The 19,486-nt window shown below is 42.2% G+C and carries 21 protein-coding genes; 14 read left to right on the top strand and 7 right to left on the bottom strand.

Going from position 1 to position 19,486, the window contains the following annotated elements; genetic code table 11:
* Positions 1-13: 13 nt before the first annotated feature.
* The 3 genes from AC0IWT_RS09590 to AC0IWT_RS09580 all read right to left on the bottom strand — a co-directional run bounded on the left by AC0IWT_RS09590 (position 14) and on the right by AC0IWT_RS09580 (position 4,906).
* Positions 14-2,392, bottom strand: a complete 2,379-nt coding sequence (locus tag AC0IWT_RS09590; protein ID WP_471796992.1) for a hybrid sensor histidine kinase/response regulator — start codon at positions 2,390-2,392, stop codon at positions 14-16.
* Between the two features lie 571 nt (positions 2,393-2,963).
* A complete protein-coding gene (locus tag AC0IWT_RS09585; protein WP_471796991.1) occupies positions 2,964-3,710 on the bottom strand; it encodes a gluconolaconase in 747 nt (248 codons plus the stop codon).
* Entirely contained in the window at positions 3,707-4,906 is a 1,200-nt protein-coding gene (locus AC0IWT_RS09580; RefSeq protein ID WP_471796990.1) for a PQQ-dependent sugar dehydrogenase, read from the bottom strand. The genes AC0IWT_RS09585 and AC0IWT_RS09580 overlap by 4 nt, the downstream gene beginning before the upstream one ends.
* A gap of 279 nt (positions 4,907-5,185) precedes the next feature.
* On the opposite strand from AC0IWT_RS09580, the gene AC0IWT_RS09575 reads away from it, so the two are divergent.
* Together AC0IWT_RS09575 and AC0IWT_RS09570 are read left to right on the top strand one after the other, a co-directional pair.
* Positions 5,186-5,509 carry a DUF3140 domain-containing protein gene (locus AC0IWT_RS09575; protein WP_471796989.1) on the top strand — a complete coding sequence of 108 codons (324 nt, stop codon included), beginning with the start codon at positions 5,186-5,188 and terminating at the stop codon, positions 5,507-5,509.
* Between the two features lie 119 nt (positions 5,510-5,628).
* Complete coding sequence (locus AC0IWT_RS09570) at positions 5,629-6,138, top strand: flavodoxin family protein (protein ID WP_471797213.1); 510 nt, start codon at positions 5,629-5,631, stop codon at positions 6,136-6,138.
* A 127-nt stretch (positions 6,139-6,265) separates the two neighbouring features.
* On the opposite strand, the gene AC0IWT_RS09565 is transcribed toward AC0IWT_RS09570, so the two are convergent.
* From AC0IWT_RS09565 to AC0IWT_RS09555, 3 genes are all read right to left on the bottom strand, one after another.
* Positions 6,266-6,967, bottom strand: a complete 702-nt coding sequence (locus AC0IWT_RS09565; RefSeq protein WP_471796988.1) for a DUF2490 domain-containing protein — start codon at positions 6,965-6,967, stop codon at positions 6,266-6,268.
* A 275-nt stretch (positions 6,968-7,242) separates the two neighbouring features.
* Positions 7,243-7,452: a hypothetical protein gene (locus AC0IWT_RS09560; protein WP_471796987.1), complete on the bottom strand. Its 210-nt coding sequence runs from the start codon at positions 7,450-7,452 to the stop codon at positions 7,243-7,245.
* Between the two features lie 58 nt (positions 7,453-7,510).
* Positions 7,511-7,699: a hypothetical protein gene (locus AC0IWT_RS09555; protein WP_056871514.1), complete on the bottom strand. Its 189-nt coding sequence runs from the start codon at positions 7,697-7,699 to the stop codon at positions 7,511-7,513.
* Positions 7,700-8,437: 738 nt separating this feature from the next.
* Here AC0IWT_RS09555 and AC0IWT_RS09550 point away from each other — a divergent pair.
* Positions 8,438-8,797, top strand: coding sequence for a hypothetical protein (locus tag AC0IWT_RS09550; protein ID WP_471796986.1), 360 nt, complete (start codon positions 8,438-8,440; stop codon positions 8,795-8,797).
* A gap of 367 nt (positions 8,798-9,164) precedes the next feature.
* On the top strand, positions 9,165-9,374 hold the full coding sequence (locus AC0IWT_RS09545) for a hypothetical protein (RefSeq protein ID WP_471796985.1): 210 nt from the start codon (positions 9,165-9,167) through the stop codon (positions 9,372-9,374).
* A gap of 1,342 nt (positions 9,375-10,716) precedes the next feature.
* On the opposite strand, the gene AC0IWT_RS09540 is transcribed toward AC0IWT_RS09545, so the two are convergent.
* A complete protein-coding gene (locus AC0IWT_RS09540; protein ID WP_471796984.1) occupies positions 10,717-11,286 on the bottom strand; it encodes a GDSL-type esterase/lipase family protein in 570 nt (189 codons plus the stop codon).
* Between the two features lie 517 nt (positions 11,287-11,803).
* On the opposite strand from AC0IWT_RS09540, the gene AC0IWT_RS09535 reads away from it, so the two are divergent.
* From AC0IWT_RS09535 to AC0IWT_RS09490, 10 genes are all read left to right on the top strand, one after another.
* Positions 11,804-12,286 carry a DUF4385 domain-containing protein gene (locus AC0IWT_RS09535; protein ID WP_471796983.1) on the top strand — a complete coding sequence of 161 codons (483 nt, stop codon included), beginning with the start codon at positions 11,804-11,806 and terminating at the stop codon, positions 12,284-12,286.
* A 525-nt stretch (positions 12,287-12,811) separates the two neighbouring features.
* Positions 12,812-13,903 (top strand): toprim domain-containing protein, encoded by a 1,092-nt coding sequence (locus tag AC0IWT_RS09530; protein ID WP_471796982.1) that lies wholly within the window; start codon positions 12,812-12,814, stop codon positions 13,901-13,903.
* A gap of 38 nt (positions 13,904-13,941) precedes the next feature.
* Positions 13,942-14,307 carry a hypothetical protein gene (locus tag AC0IWT_RS09525; RefSeq protein ID WP_471796981.1) on the top strand — a complete coding sequence of 122 codons (366 nt, stop codon included), beginning with the start codon at positions 13,942-13,944 and terminating at the stop codon, positions 14,305-14,307.
* Positions 14,308-14,311: 4 nt separating this feature from the next.
* Positions 14,312-15,400, top strand: coding sequence for a relaxase/mobilization nuclease domain-containing protein (locus tag AC0IWT_RS09520; protein WP_471796980.1), 1,089 nt, complete (start codon positions 14,312-14,314; stop codon positions 15,398-15,400).
* Entirely contained in the window at positions 15,357-16,043 is a 687-nt protein-coding gene (locus AC0IWT_RS09515) for a ParA family protein (protein ID WP_471796979.1), read from the top strand. Before AC0IWT_RS09520 ends, AC0IWT_RS09515 begins: the two co-directional genes overlap by 44 nt.
* A gap of 137 nt (positions 16,044-16,180) precedes the next feature.
* Positions 16,181-16,420, top strand: a complete 240-nt coding sequence (locus AC0IWT_RS09510; protein WP_471796978.1) for a hypothetical protein — start codon at positions 16,181-16,183, stop codon at positions 16,418-16,420.
* 12 nt (positions 16,421-16,432) lie between these two features.
* Entirely contained in the window at positions 16,433-16,729 is a 297-nt protein-coding gene (locus tag AC0IWT_RS09505; RefSeq protein WP_471796977.1) for a DUF4134 family protein, read from the top strand.
* Positions 16,730-16,756: 27 nt separating this feature from the next.
* Positions 16,757-17,071 carry a DUF4134 domain-containing protein gene (locus AC0IWT_RS09500; RefSeq protein WP_471796976.1) on the top strand — a complete coding sequence of 105 codons (315 nt, stop codon included), beginning with the start codon at positions 16,757-16,759 and terminating at the stop codon, positions 17,069-17,071.
* Positions 17,072-17,073: 2 nt separating this feature from the next.
* On the top strand, positions 17,074-17,367 hold the full coding sequence (locus AC0IWT_RS09495; RefSeq protein ID WP_471796975.1) for a hypothetical protein: 294 nt from the start codon (positions 17,074-17,076) through the stop codon (positions 17,365-17,367).
* A complete protein-coding gene (locus AC0IWT_RS09490; RefSeq protein WP_471796974.1) occupies positions 17,348-19,180 on the top strand; it encodes a TraG/VirB4 family ATPase in 1,833 nt (610 codons plus the stop codon). The genes AC0IWT_RS09495 and AC0IWT_RS09490 overlap by 20 nt, the downstream gene beginning before the upstream one ends.
* Positions 19,181-19,486: the final 306 nt, after the last annotated feature.

The raw sequence follows: 19,486 nt of genomic DNA, 5'->3' as shown, positions 1-19,486 counted from the left end.
AAGCATGATTTTATCAGGAATACCGCGCACTCCGGGAAGATAAGACCGTAGTCACTTTCTGATACATTTCTTTTTCTTCAACAGGCTTATTCATATAGTCATCAGCCCCAAGCTCGTAAATCCTTTCCTTAGTCGTTTTCGTCGTGTCTGCAGTTATGACAATGATAGGAATATCCGTTCGTCCTATTCCGGTCAAATTGTTTCTGATTGCAGAAATGGCCTGGTATCCATCCATTACCGGCATCTGCAAGTCCATAAAAATCAAATCAATTGTATCATCCGCTTTAAGCATGTTCAGGCAAACTGCCCCATCTTCAGCTACACTTACCTTTGTATTCTTCCAATCTTCGAGTAGCATCTGAATGATCATCTGGTTCATCGGATTATCCTCAACAATGAGAAGGTGCTTACCGAAAAGATTATATTCATCCTCGGGGAATACATTGAATACTTCAACAGACGCTGGCTGCAAGTTGAATGGCAGGGTGATTACACAGCTCGTGCCGATACCAATTTCGCTTTCTATGCTTATTGTCCCACGATGTAAATCGGTTAAGACTTTAACAATACTCAACCCGATACCAAAGCCACCATGTTTTCGCTTATTGTCAGCGTTGGTTTGCGAAAACAAGTCAAAAATTGTATCCAGTTTTTGTTTCGGAATTCCGATGCCTGTGTCTTTTACGATGATTACTAAAGTTAAGACTGTATCTACAATTTTGGATTGCACATCAAGTATTACCCCGCCCTGGGCAGTAAATTTAACTGCGTTAGTGAGAACATTATAAATTATTTGCTCGAACCTGGACGGGTCCCCAAGTATCATCACATGCTCATCAAGGGGATTATCAAATTTGAAGGCTATACCTTTTCCCGCACTTTGTTGCGCGGCCACAGAGGCGACTTTATTCAAAACAGCGAAGGGACTAAAATCTATTTTCTCAAGTTCGAGTTCACCTTTTTCTAATTTCGAAAAGTCCAGAATATCGTTCACCGAAGAAAGCAGACCATGTGATGCAAGCTTTATGACCTCGCACTGGGAAATTATCCTGGGATCTGCGCTTTCTTTTTCCATTATTGCCGTCATTCCCAGAATCGCGTTGAGAGGCGTCCTCAACTCGTGGCTCATATTTGATAAGAAATAGGTCTTGACATCATTCATTTCCTCTGATTTCTGTAAGGCAATCGCTTGAAGCTCTTCTTTTCTGTTTCTTAATATCCCGATACGATTTGCCATAGAAAGTGATAAAGCCATAATTTCAAGACCGATGCCTGGCTTGGTAATGTTATCAGTTGTAAAGTTTTCCGGAAACACCCCAAAGTTCATCAGTATCGCAAGGATGATTGTTGCCGCTAGAATTCCAATACCAACCGTATAAAATATATCTATGGACTGCTTTTTGTAAATGATGACTGCGATAGATGCAAATATTAATATCAATCCGGCAAGCGTTAAAACATTTATTATAGGATAAGCATATTTAAGGGAAGCAGGAAAAAAAATAATTGTTGCAAGCAGGAGTGCGAGTGAGGAATATAGCGGTGCGAAAAATTTATGGATTCGTTGGCTTTTTTTCTTGATTTCAAGAATGATTTCACTGTATTTGCCAAAAAAGAAACAACTCAGAATAGCGCTTACAATCACCGCATGCGAACTAAGCCAGGATACGCCTGTTCCAATGTACTGATGGTATAAACCGTCCAGTGCGAACTGACAACATGCAACAAAGATTACGTATAGCGCATAATATAAAAAAGAATGTTCTTTTAGAGCAAAAAAGAAGAAAAAATAGGTTATGGCGATAAATGACAAAATACCATAGAAAAAGCCCATTGCCAATTGATCTGAATAAGTCTTTTCCAATAATTTTTGCTGGCTGATTAACACCAGTGGCAAAGTATTTTTTTCACCATCGTTTTTCAGCTCCAAAAATGCATTTTTTGTTTCACCCGGCCTGAGTTCAATCTTAAATAAAGTTTTCCGGTTCGCTATACTTCTTTTTGAGAAGTCGAGCTTATCTCCACTTCTTTGCAACTCAATGTTCTCCCCTTTGCCCTTAAGGTAAAGGTTCACATGGTCTGTTACCGGTTCTGCGGTCAGCAGGTAGTAGGTTAACGGAACGTCCAGTGCATTTTTAAGCTGGAATTTTACCCAGTAAGTTGAACTTGTAAATCCAAGGTTACCCAGTTTTCCAGTTAACTTTTTAAAAGGAAGTTTTCCATCATCTTTTATGATTTGGGAAATTGATAGGTTCTTCGTGCCAGTGTTCAATATCCATGCATAGTTTAAAATTGAAACTTCGTCAGGTAAGCTCGTTTTCTGAAAAACGTACTGGGCTTTTGTGGACGCAAAGCAAAAAATTAAAAATAAAAGTGGTAAAAGTTTTCTCAAAGATTTAAATGTTAAAGGTTTTATTCAGCTTTTTTCAGATGCCTAATCCGTCATTCTTTCCTGCATATCACTCATCATCTCAATTAGCTGTACCGGCAATTATATGGAAAGAAATTAAACTTTCACAGTCAATGTTACAACCTGAACATTGAAAGCAGTAAATCGAACAACTGATGAGGATAGTACAATAAATTGAATATAATGAACAGCCGCCCATTTCAATATTGCCCGTCTTACTGAGTCCGGAAGTGGATAAGGAATACCCGATATCAATATTGTGAAAGTAAACCGCTTAAGCAAGTAAAGGCTCATTTCGCAATTCTGGCCTCGGTTATATCTCTTTAAAAGCATAGTTAATCCACTGGTCTGAAAACAGCGAGCTGTAGCGAAAATTCCTTGCTTGGAACCATAGCCGGATTTGACAATTCATTCAGCTTGGAGTTAAGTACCCAAATCCGGTTGGCGTCCGCAATTGCAGTAGAAGGCTGTGCAAAACGATCTTCACCAGAGGTTGCCGCTTTTACGGTCGCGGTCTGCCAGTCATCGGTGCTGGCTATCCGGAATATTTTATTTACGCCTTTATTCTGACCAGAATGAGTTCACCTTGATCGAAAAGTAGCCCGTCTGCGCCGGGAAAGAGGTTTTTGATTGCAACTTTTGAGATTTTTTTTGGATCAGCGAGGTCTACCTTAAGTATCGACCCGTTGCTGTTATTGACTGTTATCAGGTAACCGGCAGTATGAAAGGCAATACCGTTGAGACCGATGTCACCGGACTTAAATAATTCACTTTCTGCAAACACACTGGCTTTACCCTTCGCGTCAATCTTATAAATCACCGGCGAATAAGAATCCGTAATATAAAGGTTTCCTGAATTGTCCATAGTCAAATCATTAATGAAGTGATTGCCAGGATAAAGTTCAGCAAGGTTGACGTCCATTGTCTTTTTTTTCGTTACAAGGCTTACGGCGATTAGCCTCCCCATTTTTTTTAGGGTTGCTGCTGAACTGAATTCACTATAGCTCGGATTTGGGTCACTCAGGCAAATCAACAGCCGTTTTGCCTTTGCATCTACCTTCATTCCAAAGCTGGAAATCAAATCTTTATCTTTATAGAATTCTTTGTAGTTACCAGATTGGTCTACAGTTCCAATTGCCCCGGTCTTTACCGAACTGAGGTAAAAAGTTTTGGTCGCCTTATCAAACGCAACGCCTTCAGGATAGAGCAGCGGAGTTTTGAAGGTAATTCTTGGTGTTTGGGCCAAAACCTTAGTGATAGTACCAAGGAGAAAAAAAGCAATAAATAGTCTTTTCATCATTTTATATTTTTTGTTTTTACCGAGTAAATCACCCCGCTCTCGTCATCAGAAATATATACAGTTCCCAGATTAGAAACCGCCAGTCCTGCAGGCCTGCCAAATCGCGTTTTGCCATCGGTACTCAAAAAACCCGAGAAAAAATCTTCGACACCGGTCGGCTTACCGTTCTCAAAAATAATACGTTGCACTTTATAACCCTCGGGGTTTTTACGGTTCCACGAGCCATGCCAGCATACCAGGGCATCGTCCTGAAAATCTTTTGGAAAGTTTTTCGCTGCGGTTAAGAATTTAAAGTCAATCGGTGCTGAATGTGCAGGAAATTCCATTACCGAGGGCTCTGTACTTTTAGCATATACCGCTTTTGTGGTACCGATAGGATCTTCCCGGGTTTCATCAACGACCTGTTTAGCAAAAACCCTTGGCCACCCGTAATCCTTATCATGGATAATTCTGTTAAGTTCCTCGGGCGGAAATTCATCACTTCGCCAGTCTGTACCGTTATCAACGCCCCAGATTTCGTTTGTGCTTGGTTGCCAGTCGAAGCCGATAGTGTTACGCAGGCCGCGGGCATAAATTTTACGGGATTTGAAATCAGGTGAAACCTGCAACAGTGTCGCATGTTCGGCATTCGTCTCGGCGCAGTCATTACAGCTGCTTCCTACGCTTATGTAAAGCAAATTATCAGGACCAAAGGCAATGACACGGTTATCGTGCTGGCTTCCTTCAGGTAAATCCTTAATCAATGTGGTGGTATCGCTTAAACTGCCGTCTGCATTGATGCGGCCTCTTTTCAAATCGGTGGAAGAGCACAAATACAGGAAGCCATCATGAATGGTGATGCCATGTACACCTAAAAACTGCGACCACACCGTTTTAAGGCTTTCCATTCGGCCATCGCCATTCATATCCTGTAAAAGGAGCACATCACCAACGTCTCTTCGTGTAACATAAAGACCACCGGAGTCATTTACAGCCATCATCCTTGGCTTCCCAAGTCCTTCCGCTACCGCGCTAACATCAAAACCCTCAGGAACTTTTAACCGGGAAATTAGTTTTTCATTAAAATCTTCATGGGCGGGATAAAAGGTGTTTACGCTAACGGTTGTGGGAACTTTTGCAGGCAGGCCTTTTTGAGCATGCACCAGATTCAGGCTAAAGAGCAGTGCTATACTGCCAACCAGGAGCTTTTTTTTCATGGAGTTTATTAAAGCCAACACCATGAAAGGAAAAAAAGTTTGAAAAAATTTTGTTCAGCAGCCGGGAACTTTTAACAAAACACACTCCAATAATTCATCACCGTCTGACACGTCCTCTAAATGCCTAAAATCTGTCAGTCGGCTGTCGCATCCGTTAGTTGTGTTTATAAAACAGCTCCGCAACAGAGAATACCAAACCATTAAAAATCGTTGGTGTTTCTTTATCGTACTTATTGTCACTATTGGCGCATATTTTATTAACATACGGACGAAGAACAGATGAAGCAGGTTTATACCGATTTCAAACAAAACGTAAACATGAGCCCCTCAGAACTGGAACTTTGGCTTGATACAAAGGAGTCGAAATCGGTGGGATGGGATAGTGGCGATGGTGAATCTATCGGGCACAAATCTGGAAAGAAAATCATAGATATAAAGCATAAGAAAAAAGAACAGCTTAGCCCAGGAGACTACAAGCACATGCAGAAGGTTGTAGGTTATATAAAAAGACACTTGGCTCAGCGGCCAGATGGTAACTTAAATGAAACCGACTGGAATTACTCGCTAAAGAACTGGGGGCACGATTTTAAAAAAGAGAAATAAGATCTACCCATTAGGGAAAAAGGTAAAAGGAGATAAACTATCAACACAATAGAGGTCATGAAAGCACTAATCATTAACTGTACGCTTAAACGCAGTCAAGATTTTTCAATACCGGAGCGCTGGCGAACCGGGCCTTGGAAATTTTCAAGGAACAAAACGTAGAAACCGAAATCATTCGTTTAAATGATTATAATATAAAGACCGGAAATTCTTCTGATGAAGGTGGGGGCGATGAATGGCCATTGATTCTGGAGAAAATTAAAAAATGCCAGATTTTTATCATTGCTGCCCCCATTTGGATGGGACATCTTGCTTCAAACGCCCAAAAAGTAATTGAGCGTTTAGACGCAATTTTTCGGGATAAAAGCCTAAGTGATGAGACTAACGGGCAATACATGCCATACGGGAAGGTCGGAGGCTGTTTAATTACCGGAAATGAAGACGGCGCCCATAGCTGTGCGGCTCAGGTGCTTTGGGCCTTGCCGGAGGTAGGATTTACGATACCGCCAAATGTCAACGCGTATTGGGTTGGCAAAGCTGGCGGCGAAAAGGATTATGTGGAAGCCGGCGGCGAACGCTATCTGTACACAAACCGAACCTTAAGGTACATGGTTGCTAATTTAAGCTAGTTTGCAAATTTGTTATTAAACAACCCAATTGCTACCAATTTATTGGAGGAAGGGAGGAAAGCCGAAAGCGAAAGTGATAAAGCTTAGTAAATCCTGCCCAATTTTTAAATCGTGCCGGTATAAGTTTTTAAAATTTGGTCGAGAGCATGAGTTGAAATACATTGGTTTTGGAACTACGTTCCATCTCTTTTTGGTACCAAAACATATAACTAAAATCAACATCCAGATTTTTACTGAAACGGAATCCTAATCCGGAGCTGACGCGGTTCTGGTCGAAAATGTTATTGTTTACCTTTTCCTTATGCTGCACGTTCATAAAGATTTCATTTTGAATTTTGGCATAAAATCCTTTGCTAAAACTCGTGTCGGCAATCAGTGGTACTTGCAGACTTAAAAACAGGCGTGCCCTTTGAGAGAAATCCACTAGCTTATCCTCGCGGATAAAACGCTGCTCAAGCCGAAACCTGGCGTCAATTTCTGCATTGCCCCATGCTGAATTTAAGAGGTATTGTTCATATATCCGGTGCTCCGGGGAGAAGGTTGGAACATCATTTTCAAAATTCCAGTCTGCTTTATACGCATAACCTAGCGCAACAGAATGCTTTTTTGAAAGATTGTAGCTAAAAGCTCCCCTCAAAAGCAAGGTATTTACATAGTCAAACCGATCTGCTGAGCGAATCTGAATATCGTAAATAAAGTCGAACTTATCGCTTATTTGTTTACTATTACTCAAGAAAAGCCATCCGGCGTTTTCAGGCCGCTGTGCTCTTAAACTCCCCATAGAGCAAAAACACAGCATCATCATTAAGAATATGACCTTGGTTGACATAAATTTTTGATATTGGATAGCGACTATCTAATCAACACTAAAACTGAATTAAAGGTTCTTGCTCCGGTTAGCAATTTTAGCCTCAGGACTCTAGTCTCAAATGGTCTTAATGAGCCTCCATGATTCTAGATGTATTGGTTTATTATCCTTTACAATAAGTATATGCTCATCACTCCAGCTTGATTACCGATATATAGCATATCACAGTTATGGAAATAATATTCGTGGTATAAATATTCAGGAAATATCTCTAAAGTACAATTGAGAAGGTAATGTCATAACTGAAGTTCTATAAATACACCATCAGGGCTTTCCTGCTCGAAAACAGTGATAACTTTATTGGAAACCAGCTGTTTCAAAACGAGCCTTAGGTCATCCGGCGCCAGACCACAATCTTTTGATATTTGATTAAGGCTGAATAATGCCCTTGTAGAATCTTTTAATTCCTCAGTTAGGTATAGCCTCACTCTTTCCGTGTCATTCATATCGCAATATACTTAATTCAATAATATTGTGCTGAACCAGGGTATTCCAATAACAGTCTTAGGCGATTTTTCGAACTTTAACAGCCTTAGTCTCGAGATAGTCATGTTTGATCTCAAAACTCACAGCATTATAGGTGTAGAGTTTTCCAACCGTTTCCCGCAATTCAAATTTGATGACCATGTTACCGTATTTGATGAACCCATTTCCAGATACCCTGTTCAGTATCGTAATAACCCCGTGTTCCATATCTTAACTACATCATTGATTATCAATTGTTTTAGAAATAAAATAGCAGTGAAACATCTATATCTTCACCGAGGTTTTATTAAACTTTTCCGTATGCACCATATTAGCTCAAGAAAGTGAGATGAAAAACAATAAAAAAAGCAGATGCAACCAATTGCACCTGCTTTAAACGCCTAAAATCAAACTAAGAATCCCAAGTTAGTATCTTTCAGGTTTGAAAAGCAATACAACAGTTATCATTATTGATACATAAGCCATTAAGAGTTGAGTTACTTGAAAGCCAGGTTTCCCTCTGAAGCCAGCTTCTTCGCTTAAATGATGCAATGTATCAGGTAATCATATAAGTCGTTTCGAAATCATTTCAAAGAGAATATTTCTAAAATCACCGGTGCTATTTAAACGCATATTCCGTAAGATGATGAGGGTGCAGAAACAGATATATTCTGCCCAAAAACTACTTTACATTTGCCCTGCATCAAACCTGGTATCCGGATGCAACGTTTTAATATTTTTTAATTTGAAAAAAGCATGATTTCAATAGAACAAATGCATCCTGTTAATGTACGCGTGCCTGCGCCTTGCCACTAGATTTTCGTCAATGAAAAGAGCTCGAAACACAAACGGAAGAATTTTTGAGAATAAATCTATTGTTACCGAGCCGCAGAATATTAATGTCGACTATCGCCTAACGATTTTGCAGCACTTGATTATTAATGTATATTAGCTATAAATCATCATATGGGAAAACCTGGACAACTTTTAGAAGACAGCTTACTGATCATCTGGAATAATAGAGATTCGGCCGAAAGGCTTAAGGCCATGGAGCAGATCTACCATCAGGACATCAGGTTCTTCGAAAATGATTCCCGTAACCCTATTGTTGGATTTGAAGCTATCAATAACCTTATCACCCGGCTGCAATCAGGATGGGCGCCTGAATTTGTTTTTGAGTTGTCAAAACCCAGCCAAACTAATCACAATGTTCAAGTGGTGGCCTGGAGACTTGGGGTTCCCGGTGATATGGCAGTTGCGAGTGGAATGGACGTGGCTATCATAGAGCATGAGAAAATTAGAGCACTTCATCTATATCTCGATTAGTGAAGTGAAGGCTCAGGCTTAGCGTCTTGGTACAGTTCACTTAAAATAAGCTAATGCCTACGGGTAGCTTCCATCCTTCAAGTTCGTCCCGAAAAAGCGGATACATTTTGCTGCCAGCTTAAGGCGCGGGGAAAGATGTAGCAACCAGAAAAACTAGTTCGAAGACAGGAGTCTTTGTTTTTGTTCCCCGATAGACTTTTCTGCTGCAAAAGAATTAAGTCCTGTTCATGAATCAAGATATAGCTTACTTCAACAGTTTGTGACAGCGCTTCATTTCTCAGCGAATTTTAGCATCAATTTCTTATCATATGATAAGACGGCGTTTATTCAAACCGCGTTCCTTTAGCTTTTGAATAATTGTTTTAAAATGAGGCGAAAGGGAACAGTAACTCACCTGAACTTTTCTGACAGGAGCGGGCAGCTGCTTGATGAAAATGATCAGGATATAAGATTTCATTCTTATGGCGAAGAACTGTGCTTAGCTATTTTTGACGAGGTTGAGTTTGAAATAGAACTAACGAAGAAAGGTTTGCGTGCGGTCAGAATGACGGTAAAAGCCAATCATTTAAAACATTGAAAATTTTGTCGGTTTGACGCTTAATAGCGCACAGTTATCTTGACGGATTCCAGTGAAGACAGATAAGCAAATTGTTCGAAGCCGGAACAAGTCAGTCACGACCGAATTTCAGCGCGACATTTATAATTCGATTTGAATTATATTAGCCTGAGCGCAAGGCTAGCACCATCCTCAATCCAAAGACAGATCAATCAGGAAAGATTGATGGATTTTACGAACAACAGTGAGACATCCGCTATAACTGTCATCTATTTTTAACCCAAATTCACTTTGGTTTCCCCAGTCTGGGTATGGACTTCTGCTTTTACGCCTGACTTTTCCTTAAGAGAATAATTCATGAAGTCCGTAAAGATAATTTCTTGAAATCTTGCCAAAACACCATATTGTTAAACCGGTGCCTTAACTCCGAGGTCATTATTGCCGTTTTTCACTAGGCATAAACTAACAACTCATTAATTGGTGTTCTAAGAGATTAAAATACAGCTTGTTAAACCCAAAATTAATTAGGGTACTACTAAAATCGGTTTAGTCCTAGGTTAGCAGTTTTTTATTGTAGCTTAATTCAGTCCAAAAATTCTTATCGTGCCTCTTCATCGATAGTTTTAATTCAATGAAAGTGAAATAACTGATTTTCAGCTATTTCGATAAGGATCTTTGACATTTGGGAATGAAGCATTATTCCGCGAAGAGCGGAAAATCCTGCGAAGTGGAGATGACATATCAAAACGAAAACGCAGGGGCAGGCGACGGCCCGGTCTGTACAGACTGACGTGAGTAATTCCGTATTACCCTTTTACATGCATGGTTCTTCTGTGTTTTGCTAAAGGTGCGAGGGGGCCGAAAGGCCCTTTTTTTGTGCATTGATTTTTGGCTTTTTGTTTAAGTAATGCAAAATAAAAGACTAAGTAACATGTGTGCGATAGTATCTCTCTTTACCGGTATATGTATTTTCTTTTACAAAAAACGTTTAGCCCGTTCGCATTTTTTTTGCCGGTCATTGGCAACTGATGAAAATAATGCCCAACTCGTTTTTCTTCAGGGGGATTAGAACAGCATTTCATAAGTGTTAATAGGTGAAACGGAAATCCGTTGAAGCTTGAAAGCCTAAGAGGAGGACATATCAAAACCAAAGTACTGATGGAATAAAGCCTGGTCATAAGACAGTGGAAATTCTTTAAAAACCTGTTGAAGGTAATCGCATCCATTGATATCCATCAAAAATCTGGTTATTTACTTAGTTATCGATATTCAGGACCATTTGGCTAACCAGAGGAGCTGATTTGTTTTTAATTATCGCAGTCCAGGATTCTTTTGGCATTGAGCTCTTTCGTACTTACAAATATTAGCGGTTTTCCGATTTTAAGATTTTGAGTAGGGCAGGCAAAATGTTGTCTGTGGCGAGCTGGTAGCCCGCGGCTAGCGGATGTACACCATCTGGCATATTCAGCGCCCGGTTTCCGGCCACGCCACTTAAAAAAGACGGGACAAGTGCAATTGAATTGGCTTTAGCGAGGTTTTGGAAAATACCTCCAAAGCCCAAACCATGGCCGACATGTGCCCAGTAAGGCAGCTGCAGGCCTAAGAGTAGTATCGCTGACTGTGGATAGGCTTTTTTGACAGTAGTAATAATTGTTTGTAAGTTAGACTCGACTTCCCTTGCGCTATGGCCACGCAAGAAATCGTTCGCGCCAAGTTCGAGTACAAAAACAGCGATATCACCGACAAGTATGCTTGTGAGCCTGTCAATTGCTGTACGTGTCGTATCACCACTAATGCCCGCATTTGACACTTCAAAATCCATCCCTAAGTGTTTTAGCCTATGGCTGATTAAAGCAGGAATTGATTCCTTTTCCGGGTCCCTTAAACCGTAACCAGCAGTCAGACTGTCCCCGAAAAAAACTATCTTTTTCATATAAACTAAACCACTGATCGATGGCAATAGTTTGTCTGAGTGGAGTCAACCTCTGATGGCGTGGACTGAAAAAGTTATGGGATTTTCAAGTGGTTGCAGACAAGGTAAATTTTTACTACTTGTTTTATCGATATATGGAGGACAAGACAAATAACATCAAAGTATTAAAAGATTGCAAGCCCGCAGTTTAACGTTGGCCTCGCATCAGCACTGATAGTATAGGTTTGTACGTTCAGGATCCGCAAGCCGGCCTGTGATACTTAGTTTATTGCTGCTTATCGCGTAAATGCTGCTAGTCGTCAAGTTTCCCTCGCCAGCGCCAGAGACAAAGCCGTAGCGTTTTTTTTTAAATTTTACTGTTCGTTTTCATTTATGCTCGCTCGATATAAACATTCAATCAGAACACGCATCCGCTTTAGTATCGGTTATCAGAAATAGACAGTAAGAAACATTATGGCTGTAGAAATGGTTAGATAATAAACCGACCTGTATATATGATTCTTAAATTCTATAAAAATTGAACAAGCGCCCCAGCTATTTGAGTTTCGATAAATCATCCTACTTCTGGAAACCGGGTGTGGATTACCGCGCTCACCCTGAGCATTACCGGGTAGGGAAGGGTGAACAGGGGGTACTGATTTGTGAGCCTTATAAAAGTGAGATTGGCGTAAACTGGCGTTTCAAAACTAGAGCTATTGCGCTGGAAAGTGCTCAGAAAATCTTTGCGCAATTTTTATCTTATCTGGATAAGGATGAATTTGTCGGCGCGGACATGGCGCGGAAATACCTCCAGATGGGTTACACCCGGGCCCGGCGGTATGCGAACTACAGGGGCGGCCGAAAATATGACCCCGCTAAAGATTATGCACAACTTGAATTTGGTACCGGTGAAGAGGAAAAGGCAGAAGCGGCCAAAATCTTTCATGGTTTTTGGAAACAAGCAGAAGCAACTGAAAAGTATGCGGCATTGAAGAAAAGCTGGAAACAGTATAAAGGTTAATTTTAAAAAAAAGCCGTCAATCCCTGGCCTTTAAATACCCAGATCCAACTCGTTACCTATCCACTACCACTTTTTGCATATCTGACTTGGTAACTTCAACGATTGTTGCCTGTGCAGCAGCCTGATACGGGATTTCCGAATCGGCTTTTTGCAAACCTAAATATGATAAATTGATATACCCGGCGTTCAGACAGATCTTTTACTCCGAGACATTTAAAGCGATTTCTTAGGCACGGGAATTAAAGGCTAAATATATTGCTGCTAAGCTATAGGCGAATTTGGTCTTATCTATTTTACTTTTACAGAACAGATTTCTTATTGGGCCATACTCAGGCTAGAGTTTCATAAGGTCTGCAAAACATGGCATTTAGACCAGACATTTTTCTTCAGTTTAAGCGCTATTCATCCCTCATGGAAAGCGGTAGCAGCGACAGCGCGCAAATCGGCTGTTTTTTTACATCTATGAATGATGCTGTATGGGGTGAAAGCAAAAAACGATCGTAAAGTTTAAATAACTTCAACAGGATGGGATGGCAGGCCTTTGAAGGTCCAGTTGATAGATACCACCCTGAGTATTCCGAAACGCATAAGAACTGGTCATGCTTTGAAAAATGGGCTACTTTTTTTAACCCTGTTCTCGGTCAAATAATAAATTTTATGGAAAAGAAATATTACGATATTGCCCAGTTAAGAGCGCAGGTTTCAATAACCCAGTTTTTAACCGACCTCGGCTTTACTCCGGCGAAAAGGTCTGCCGGTGAAACATTTTATCATTCAATGATTCGTGAGGGCGATTTCACGCCCTCGTTCTGCGTAAATGAAAAAATGGGTCTCTGGTTTGATCATGGCCTTGGCAAAGGCGGAAATCTTTTTGACCTTGCAATGGCCATGTGGCCGGAGCTCAGTTTTCAGGAAGTGCTCCACAAAATAGCAGGCAGATTAGCAGATGTCTCCATCTTATCAGGCAGTCTGAAGCCGCTTCCCCCTGAGGTTAGCCCGGTAAAAGATTCCTGGCACAAGATTACTTCAATAACTGAGCTGGGAGGAAACAAGTCGCTAATGGAGTATCTTGACTTCAGGGGAATCAAGGACATAGCCAGAGATTATCTGAAAGAAGTTCGATACGAGGTAACCCTCAAGGAGGGTAAGCAGAAAACTTTCTGTGCTGCAGGGTGGCCAAATGAAAAGGGCGGCTGGGAAATTCGGAGCGCTTCTTTCAAAGGCTGTCTTGGAAAGAAAGGGATTAGCCTTATTGAAGGAGCCTCTTCCAAACTGAGTCTTTTTGAGGGATTTATGGACTTTCTGAGCTGGCGAAAGACTAATCCCTCGTATGCTGACACCGTTATCGTGCTCAATTCTGTGGTGAACCTGAAAGAGGTTTTACCCATCGCTGCACATTATGCTGCAGTTGACGTTTTCTTTGACAACGATGTTTCGGGAAAAAAGGCCAGCGCGGAACTCATCAGTGCAATCCCTTACGCGAGGGACCAGGCTACTGCTTATCTGGATTACAAGGATTATAATGAGAAATATATGTCGGAGCACCCGCGGCCCTGGAAAGAGCGGTCAGAGATACTTACTTCGCAACTTTATAAGCCTATCAGTGGCAAACGTTGAGTGGTAAGATAATATTAACGGAGTTAAACAGGGAAACCATGGATAAAAAAATCAACAGCCACTGCATCAGAATGTATTTTAATGATGAGGAATATGCCCTGCTTAGCGAACACGAAAAGGTGCTGGGTATCACCAAGCAGCAACTGGTCCGAAAGGTACTCCTGGACAAGGCTAAATCCACCATCATCAATGCAAGGGAACTGCTCGTGTTCTTCGATGATATAGGTAAGAAATTATCTGGTGCTAATGCGCTGATATACCAATACTTTTCCAATCGCGCCGGCACTGCTGTTATTGATGAAAAGATTGAAGAAAACTTTGAAGCCATAGTTAAAGACTATCTCAACGTTCAGAAAAGCCTCGAGCAAGCCATCCGGCTTCTTTTATCAAAGATGAAAACCTGAAAATATGTTTGCCCGTTTTCTACCTAAATCGAATGATTTTTCAGCAGTGCTCTATAACTTCGACAAAGTACATGATGGTGATGCCCTTTTGCTGGAAACTGCCAATTTCGGCGCCCTTGAAGCCCTTGCGCTTCGAAAACCGGAGGATTATACCAATTATTTTTTATGGTTGTCTTCACTGAATCACAGAATTCAAAATGCGCAGCTTCACGCCGTTATTTCTTCACCCGGAAAAGCTGCCTCCCCGAACGAACTTAAGGTAATTGCCGGGCAGTGGCTGCTGGAAATGGATTATTTGACTCAGCCTTACCTGATTTTTTTTCACAATGATACCCGTAATAATCATGTGCATATCGTATCCTGCAGGGTCCGGAAAAATGGCACGGTCATATCGAATTCTTTTGACCGCTTAAAAAGTATTGAAGCCATCACCCGGATTATGGGCACTACAACAGCAGATACGGTAGCAAAAGACTGCGCTGAAGTTTTGTCTTATAATTTTCAAAGCCACCAGGCATTTAAAATCTTGATGCAAGGCAAAGGCTATTACCTTGCTGAAGATGATTTGGGCTTTAACATCTATAAATATAGAAGGAAAGTGCAAAGCATAGCCTTTGAAGCGCTCGATACGCTCATTGAAAGCAATAATTCCAAACCTCTGCATACTGAACGCGTCAAAAGATGTATCGCTATCGCAATTAGACTCCAGAACACAAAAGCGGAACCTGTTTTCAGGAATCTTTGCGGCGCACGAAAAGGTATGTTGAGCGGCTACCAGTCTGAGTTGTCTGCCTTCCTGGCGTGCAGCTTTGGACTCGAAACGGTATATCAAAGCGATAGAAATGGTTTACTCAGCGACTATTTTATTGTTGACCATGCGCACAAGGAAATCCTGGAAAGCCGGGTGCTCTTATCACCCGATATATTTATTGGCACACAAAACAGGCGTCCGGCACTGCCCTTATCAGATCATTCCTCATCCGGCGCTGCAGGCAAGACAATAAAACATATCCTCTCAGGTTTCAATTTTTCAATATCAGATGATGCTGATGATGCCAGCCTGTACCATAAAAAAAGAAACGGAAACACTTGAATGCACAATTATGATAATACTTATCGGAAACAGCAAGGGCGGGACAGGGAAAACAACACTAACCATGCTTCTGGCCTGGTACCTGTCTTCCCTGAAAAACAAGAATGTCCAGGTCATCGATATGGACGAAAGGAAAGCCATTTCAGTTCTAGCCTCGAAAGACCGGATATTGGAAAATCAGCCACTTTATGAAGTCACGGAATGCCGGGCAGACTATTTTCCGGCATTGCTTTCGAGCCTTGGAAAATCAGCTAGCGCGCTTTTGCTTATTGATCTTCCGGCAAAAGTGGACGATGAGTACTTTGTCCCTGTTCTAAAGTCGGCCGATGTAATCCTTTGCCCATTTAGTTACGATGAATTTACCATGGACGCCACCCTGCTTTTTTCCATTGTCGCATCTAAAATCAATCCATCAGCTAAAATTGTTTTTTTGCCCAACAGGCTTAAAGCAGGAGTGCGCTACGAGCTCAGGGCTGAAGCAGACGCTGTGCTTAGGGCTATAGGACCGGTCTGCCCGGGCGTCCCTGAACGTATCGATTTCCAGCGCCTCACCACACTGTATCTGCCTGAAAGCCTCCGCTCTACAATAGAGCCTGTTTTGGATTTACTATACGGTCTTTACCTGTTTCCCGGTGGAGGCTAGGAGCTGAAATAAACTTCTTCTTTTTCACACTTTTAAACCGAAGACCAATGAGCTGGACACATTTTTTGACATGGCTTGGCGCGGCCTATGCGCTTTATTACGGGCTGAATCTGACATTCGACCATTTGAAATCTCCAATGAAGTCATCAGGATCAGAGGACCATGATGCGGTGCTATTTTACGCTGCTGAAGAACCAATACTCGTCAGCGATGAAGTGGTTGATGGATTCGCGGCTGAAAGTTCTGTGTCAACCGACAGCTCATCGGAATACCTGAGTTCAGGACAAACTGGAAGCAATGCGGCTGTAAACCTGCACGAGATTCAGGAATTGGCCCGGCAGGAATTAATTGAGTATAAGAAAAAGATACCCTACTAAATCACCAACGCCATGAAGACTGCTATTCCTTTTTTGCTCATTATTTTCGGTTACACGCTTCGCCTTGCCGCTCAGCCTGGGATTGCTGAATTTTATTCCGCCTCAGGAGAAGTCAGGCGCTGGTACTTTTCGTTTTCCGATCTGGCAATGGCGCTTGGCGCCATATGCGGAATTCTTGGAGGTCTGAGGGTTTACGCCAACTGGCAGAGTGGCGAACACCACATTGACCGCCAGGTTATAGGCTGGTTTTTCTCCTGCCTGTTTCTGTTGCTGAGCGGCGTATTTCTTAAAGCACTTTTTTCCCTCTAATTCCATTCACCATTAATTAATCAGAACATGAAAAAAACAAAAATTTTAATGGGCGTACTGGCCCTGAACTGGCTTTTTGGTACCCTTAGGGCTGCCGCGCAGGCAACCGGCGGAACAACAGGCATTAATGCTGCAACCTCCTCGCTGACCAGTTATGTCGACCCGGTTTCCACACTCACCCTGGCCATCGGAGCAGTAGTGGGTATTGTAGGTGGTATCAGGGTGTACATCCAATGGAATTCCGGAGACCGGGATATCAATAAAGAAGTAATGGGATGGGGAGGCTCCTGTATTTTTTTAGTGCTGGTATCGGTCGTTATAAAAGCCTTTTTCGGCATATAGTGATGAGGCGTTATCCATTTTACAAAGGCCTTGGCAAACCTCTGGTCTATAAAGGGTTTAAAGGCAAATTTATCATCTGGGCCATCTTTTCGTTGCTTTCCGGACTGATTGCCGGCGGCCTGCTCACGGCTCTGGCCGGTGCCTTTAGCGGTCTTTTTTCAGGGATTGTACTCGCGGTTTCCGGCGTCAGCTATACCGTAATCAAGCAAAAGCATGGTCTGCACAACAAGAAGCGTCACCAAGGCATTTTTATTCACCCCCTAAAACTTAAATTATATGAAAAAAAACTCCTTTGAAAGTCCTTATGCCGGCATTGGAATTGAGGGAAAAACCGCAATTTTATATGGCAATACAGGCAGTTATTCAGTTATCATCGCCATTGAAAACCCGGTTCTGCAATATTCGGCAGATGCTTCGGGATACGAGCGCTTTCAGTCGCTGCTCTGTAATGTCGTAAAATTACTGGGAGAAGGTTACATTGTTCAAAAGCAGGATGTCTTTTTCCGAAATTTTTATGCTGCATCAAAAGGAAACTCTTTCATGCAAACCAAGTACAATGCGCATTTCGCCGGTCGCAGCTACACCGCTTTATCTACTTATCTGGTTCTGACAAGGCAGGTGAAAAAGGGCGCATTTTATACCTTTGACAGGGCTGCTTTTTCCCAGTTTTTGCTGAACTGCACTAAAATCACAGATTTGCTTGAGGGTGCGCAGCTATCCCCGAAAATTCTGGATGAGGCGGCGATCAGAACTTATGTTTCGAAGCTTTCAGTCATGGACTTCAGCGCTGCTTTCCCATCCATAAATAACATCAAAGCAGGGGAACAGCAGCTTGCCATCGGCCCTCTTGCACTGCGTTCGATAAGCTTGGTAGATACTGACCGGATAGACTTGCCTGAATCCATTTCGGCTTACCAACTCAGAAGCGATGAAGGTAGCCTGCAGAATTTCCCGAACGACCACCTGTCGTTTTTATTTCGTGTTACGGATTTTAAAACCATAATCTACAACCAGGTCATCGAAATTCCTTCACAGCGGATGACGCTCAGTAAACTCGAGCTAAAACGAAAGTGCCATGCCGGTGTGCCTGATCCGGCGAACCAGATTTGCGTCAAAGATATCGATGATTTACTCACTGAGGTAGCCGCTGAAAACCGGATGTTGGTTAAGGCGCACTTTAATCTGCTTATTTCAGCGACTCCCGAAAAAATTGATAAGGCCTGCAACTTCATATCTGCCAGTTTATTCAGTATCGGCATCATCCCGTCTGCAAATGCCTATAACCAGATGGAACTCTTTCGTTCGGCATTCCCCGGAAATGCGGTAGCACTTCAAGACTATGACCGCTTTTTAACATCCGCAGAGGCGGCAACGAGCCTGTTTTTCAAGGAACGGCTGCCGCGTGATGAAGCCTCCGACTTTCTGATCCGATTCACCGACCGGCAGGGCTTACCAGTAGGCATCGACCCTGCGGATTTGCCAATGAGAACCGGGCGGATAAACAACCGGTCTAAATTCGTGCTCGGTGGCAGCGGTTCCGGCAAGTCTTTTTTTATGAATGCGTTGCTTGAACAATACATGGCCTATAATTTTGATATCGTCATTATTGATGTCGGGCATTCCTATTCCGGGTTATGCAGTTATTTCGGTGGTAAGTATTACACCTACACGGAGGAGCATCCCATTACCATGAATCCGTTCTTCTTGAGCCCGGCAGAATATAACCTGGAAAAAAAGGACTTTCTGAAAACACTTTTGGCGCTGCTTTTAAAAGGTGCGCAAGGCCAGGTCAGCCAGGTAGAAGACAGTATTTTCTCAAACGTAATCTCCGCATTTTACGCAGACTATTTTTCAGCCAAACTGCCGGCAGGTACACATCTTAACTTCAATACTTTTTACCATTATTCCATTGAGAAGATTGGGGAAATCAAGCAACAGGACAAGGTTAGTTTTGACCTGGATGAATACCGCTATGTACTGCGTAAATTTTGTACAGGGGGTGAATATGGGCGGCTGCTAAACGAGGAGTCCGGTAGCGGGGTATTCGCAGAACGCTTCATCGTTTACGAAATCGATTCGATAAAAGGTGCGCACGTAATGGCTGCATAATAAATGTACTCTTGGCAGAGTATTAGGTCAGTGTTCAAACGGCCTATCATCCGCCGGCTTATCCGTGAGGGAAACCAAATATCGGGAAGTGTAGCATGCCGGCTAAAAACTATAAGTCAACCAGTTATCAGGTTGCGACTGAATAGCAGGATGAAATAACAGATATGAGGATAAAATCCATACTGATTGAATGATAACCTGAGCGGCTCCTCGCAGTATCTGTGCCGTAAGATAACTAAACTCGTCATACTGTGATACTTTCCTTCCAATCTTTGAGGAGGGAGAGCAAGAACAAATCACAGCGCA

The sequence above is a fragment of the Pedobacter sp. AC464 genome (genome assembly GCF_979253075.1).
Note: the sequence above shows the minus strand (reverse complement) of the source record. Positions and strands in the feature narration are given on the sequence as shown.

What these genes read in the sequence shown, in the direction of transcription:
- AC0IWT_RS09585 (WP_471796991.1), bottom strand. Translation starts at nt 3,710, where the DNA reads ATGATGAAAAGACTATTTATTGCTTTTTTTCTCCTTGGTACTATCACT.
- AC0IWT_RS09580 (WP_471796990.1), bottom strand. Translation starts at nt 4,906, where the DNA reads ATGAAAAAAAAGCTCCTGGTTGGCAGTATAGCACTGCTCTTTAGCCTG.
- AC0IWT_RS09575 (WP_471796989.1), top strand. Translation starts at nt 5,186, where the DNA reads ATGAAGCAGGTTTATACCGATTTCAAACAAAACGTAAACATGAGCCCC.
- AC0IWT_RS09565 (WP_471796988.1), bottom strand. Translation starts at nt 6,967, where the DNA reads ATGTCAACCAAGGTCATATTCTTAATGATGATGCTGTGTTTTTGCTCT.
- AC0IWT_RS09560 (WP_471796987.1), bottom strand. Translation starts at nt 7,452, where the DNA reads ATGAATGACACGGAAAGAGTGAGGCTATACCTAACTGAGGAATTAAAA.
- AC0IWT_RS09555 (WP_056871514.1), bottom strand. Translation starts at nt 7,699, where the DNA reads ATGGAACACGGGGTTATTACGATACTGAACAGGGTATCTGGAAATGGG.
- AC0IWT_RS09550 (WP_471796986.1), top strand. Translation starts at nt 8,438, where the DNA reads ATGGGAAAACCTGGACAACTTTTAGAAGACAGCTTACTGATCATCTGG.
- AC0IWT_RS09545 (WP_471796985.1), top strand. Translation starts at nt 9,165, where the DNA reads ATGAGGCGAAAGGGAACAGTAACTCACCTGAACTTTTCTGACAGGAGC.
- AC0IWT_RS09540 (WP_471796984.1), bottom strand. Translation starts at nt 11,286, where the DNA reads ATGAAAAAGATAGTTTTTTTCGGGGACAGTCTGACTGCTGGTTACGGT.
- AC0IWT_RS09530 (WP_471796982.1), top strand. Translation starts at nt 12,812, where the DNA reads ATGGGATGGCAGGCCTTTGAAGGTCCAGTTGATAGATACCACCCTGAG.
- AC0IWT_RS09525 (WP_471796981.1), top strand. Translation starts at nt 13,942, where the DNA reads ATGGATAAAAAAATCAACAGCCACTGCATCAGAATGTATTTTAATGAT.
- AC0IWT_RS09520 (WP_471796980.1), top strand. Translation starts at nt 14,312, where the DNA reads ATGTTTGCCCGTTTTCTACCTAAATCGAATGATTTTTCAGCAGTGCTC.
- AC0IWT_RS09515 (WP_471796979.1), top strand. Translation starts at nt 15,357, where the DNA reads ATGATGCCAGCCTGTACCATAAAAAAAGAAACGGAAACACTTGAATGC.
- AC0IWT_RS09510 (WP_471796978.1), top strand. Translation starts at nt 16,181, where the DNA reads ATGAAGTCATCAGGATCAGAGGACCATGATGCGGTGCTATTTTACGCT.
- AC0IWT_RS09505 (WP_471796977.1), top strand. Translation starts at nt 16,433, where the DNA reads ATGAAGACTGCTATTCCTTTTTTGCTCATTATTTTCGGTTACACGCTT.
- AC0IWT_RS09500 (WP_471796976.1), top strand. Translation starts at nt 16,757, where the DNA reads ATGAAAAAAACAAAAATTTTAATGGGCGTACTGGCCCTGAACTGGCTT.
- AC0IWT_RS09495 (WP_471796975.1), top strand. Translation starts at nt 17,074, where the DNA reads ATGAGGCGTTATCCATTTTACAAAGGCCTTGGCAAACCTCTGGTCTAT.
- AC0IWT_RS09490 (WP_471796974.1), top strand. Translation starts at nt 17,348, where the DNA reads ATGAAAAAAAACTCCTTTGAAAGTCCTTATGCCGGCATTGGAATTGAG.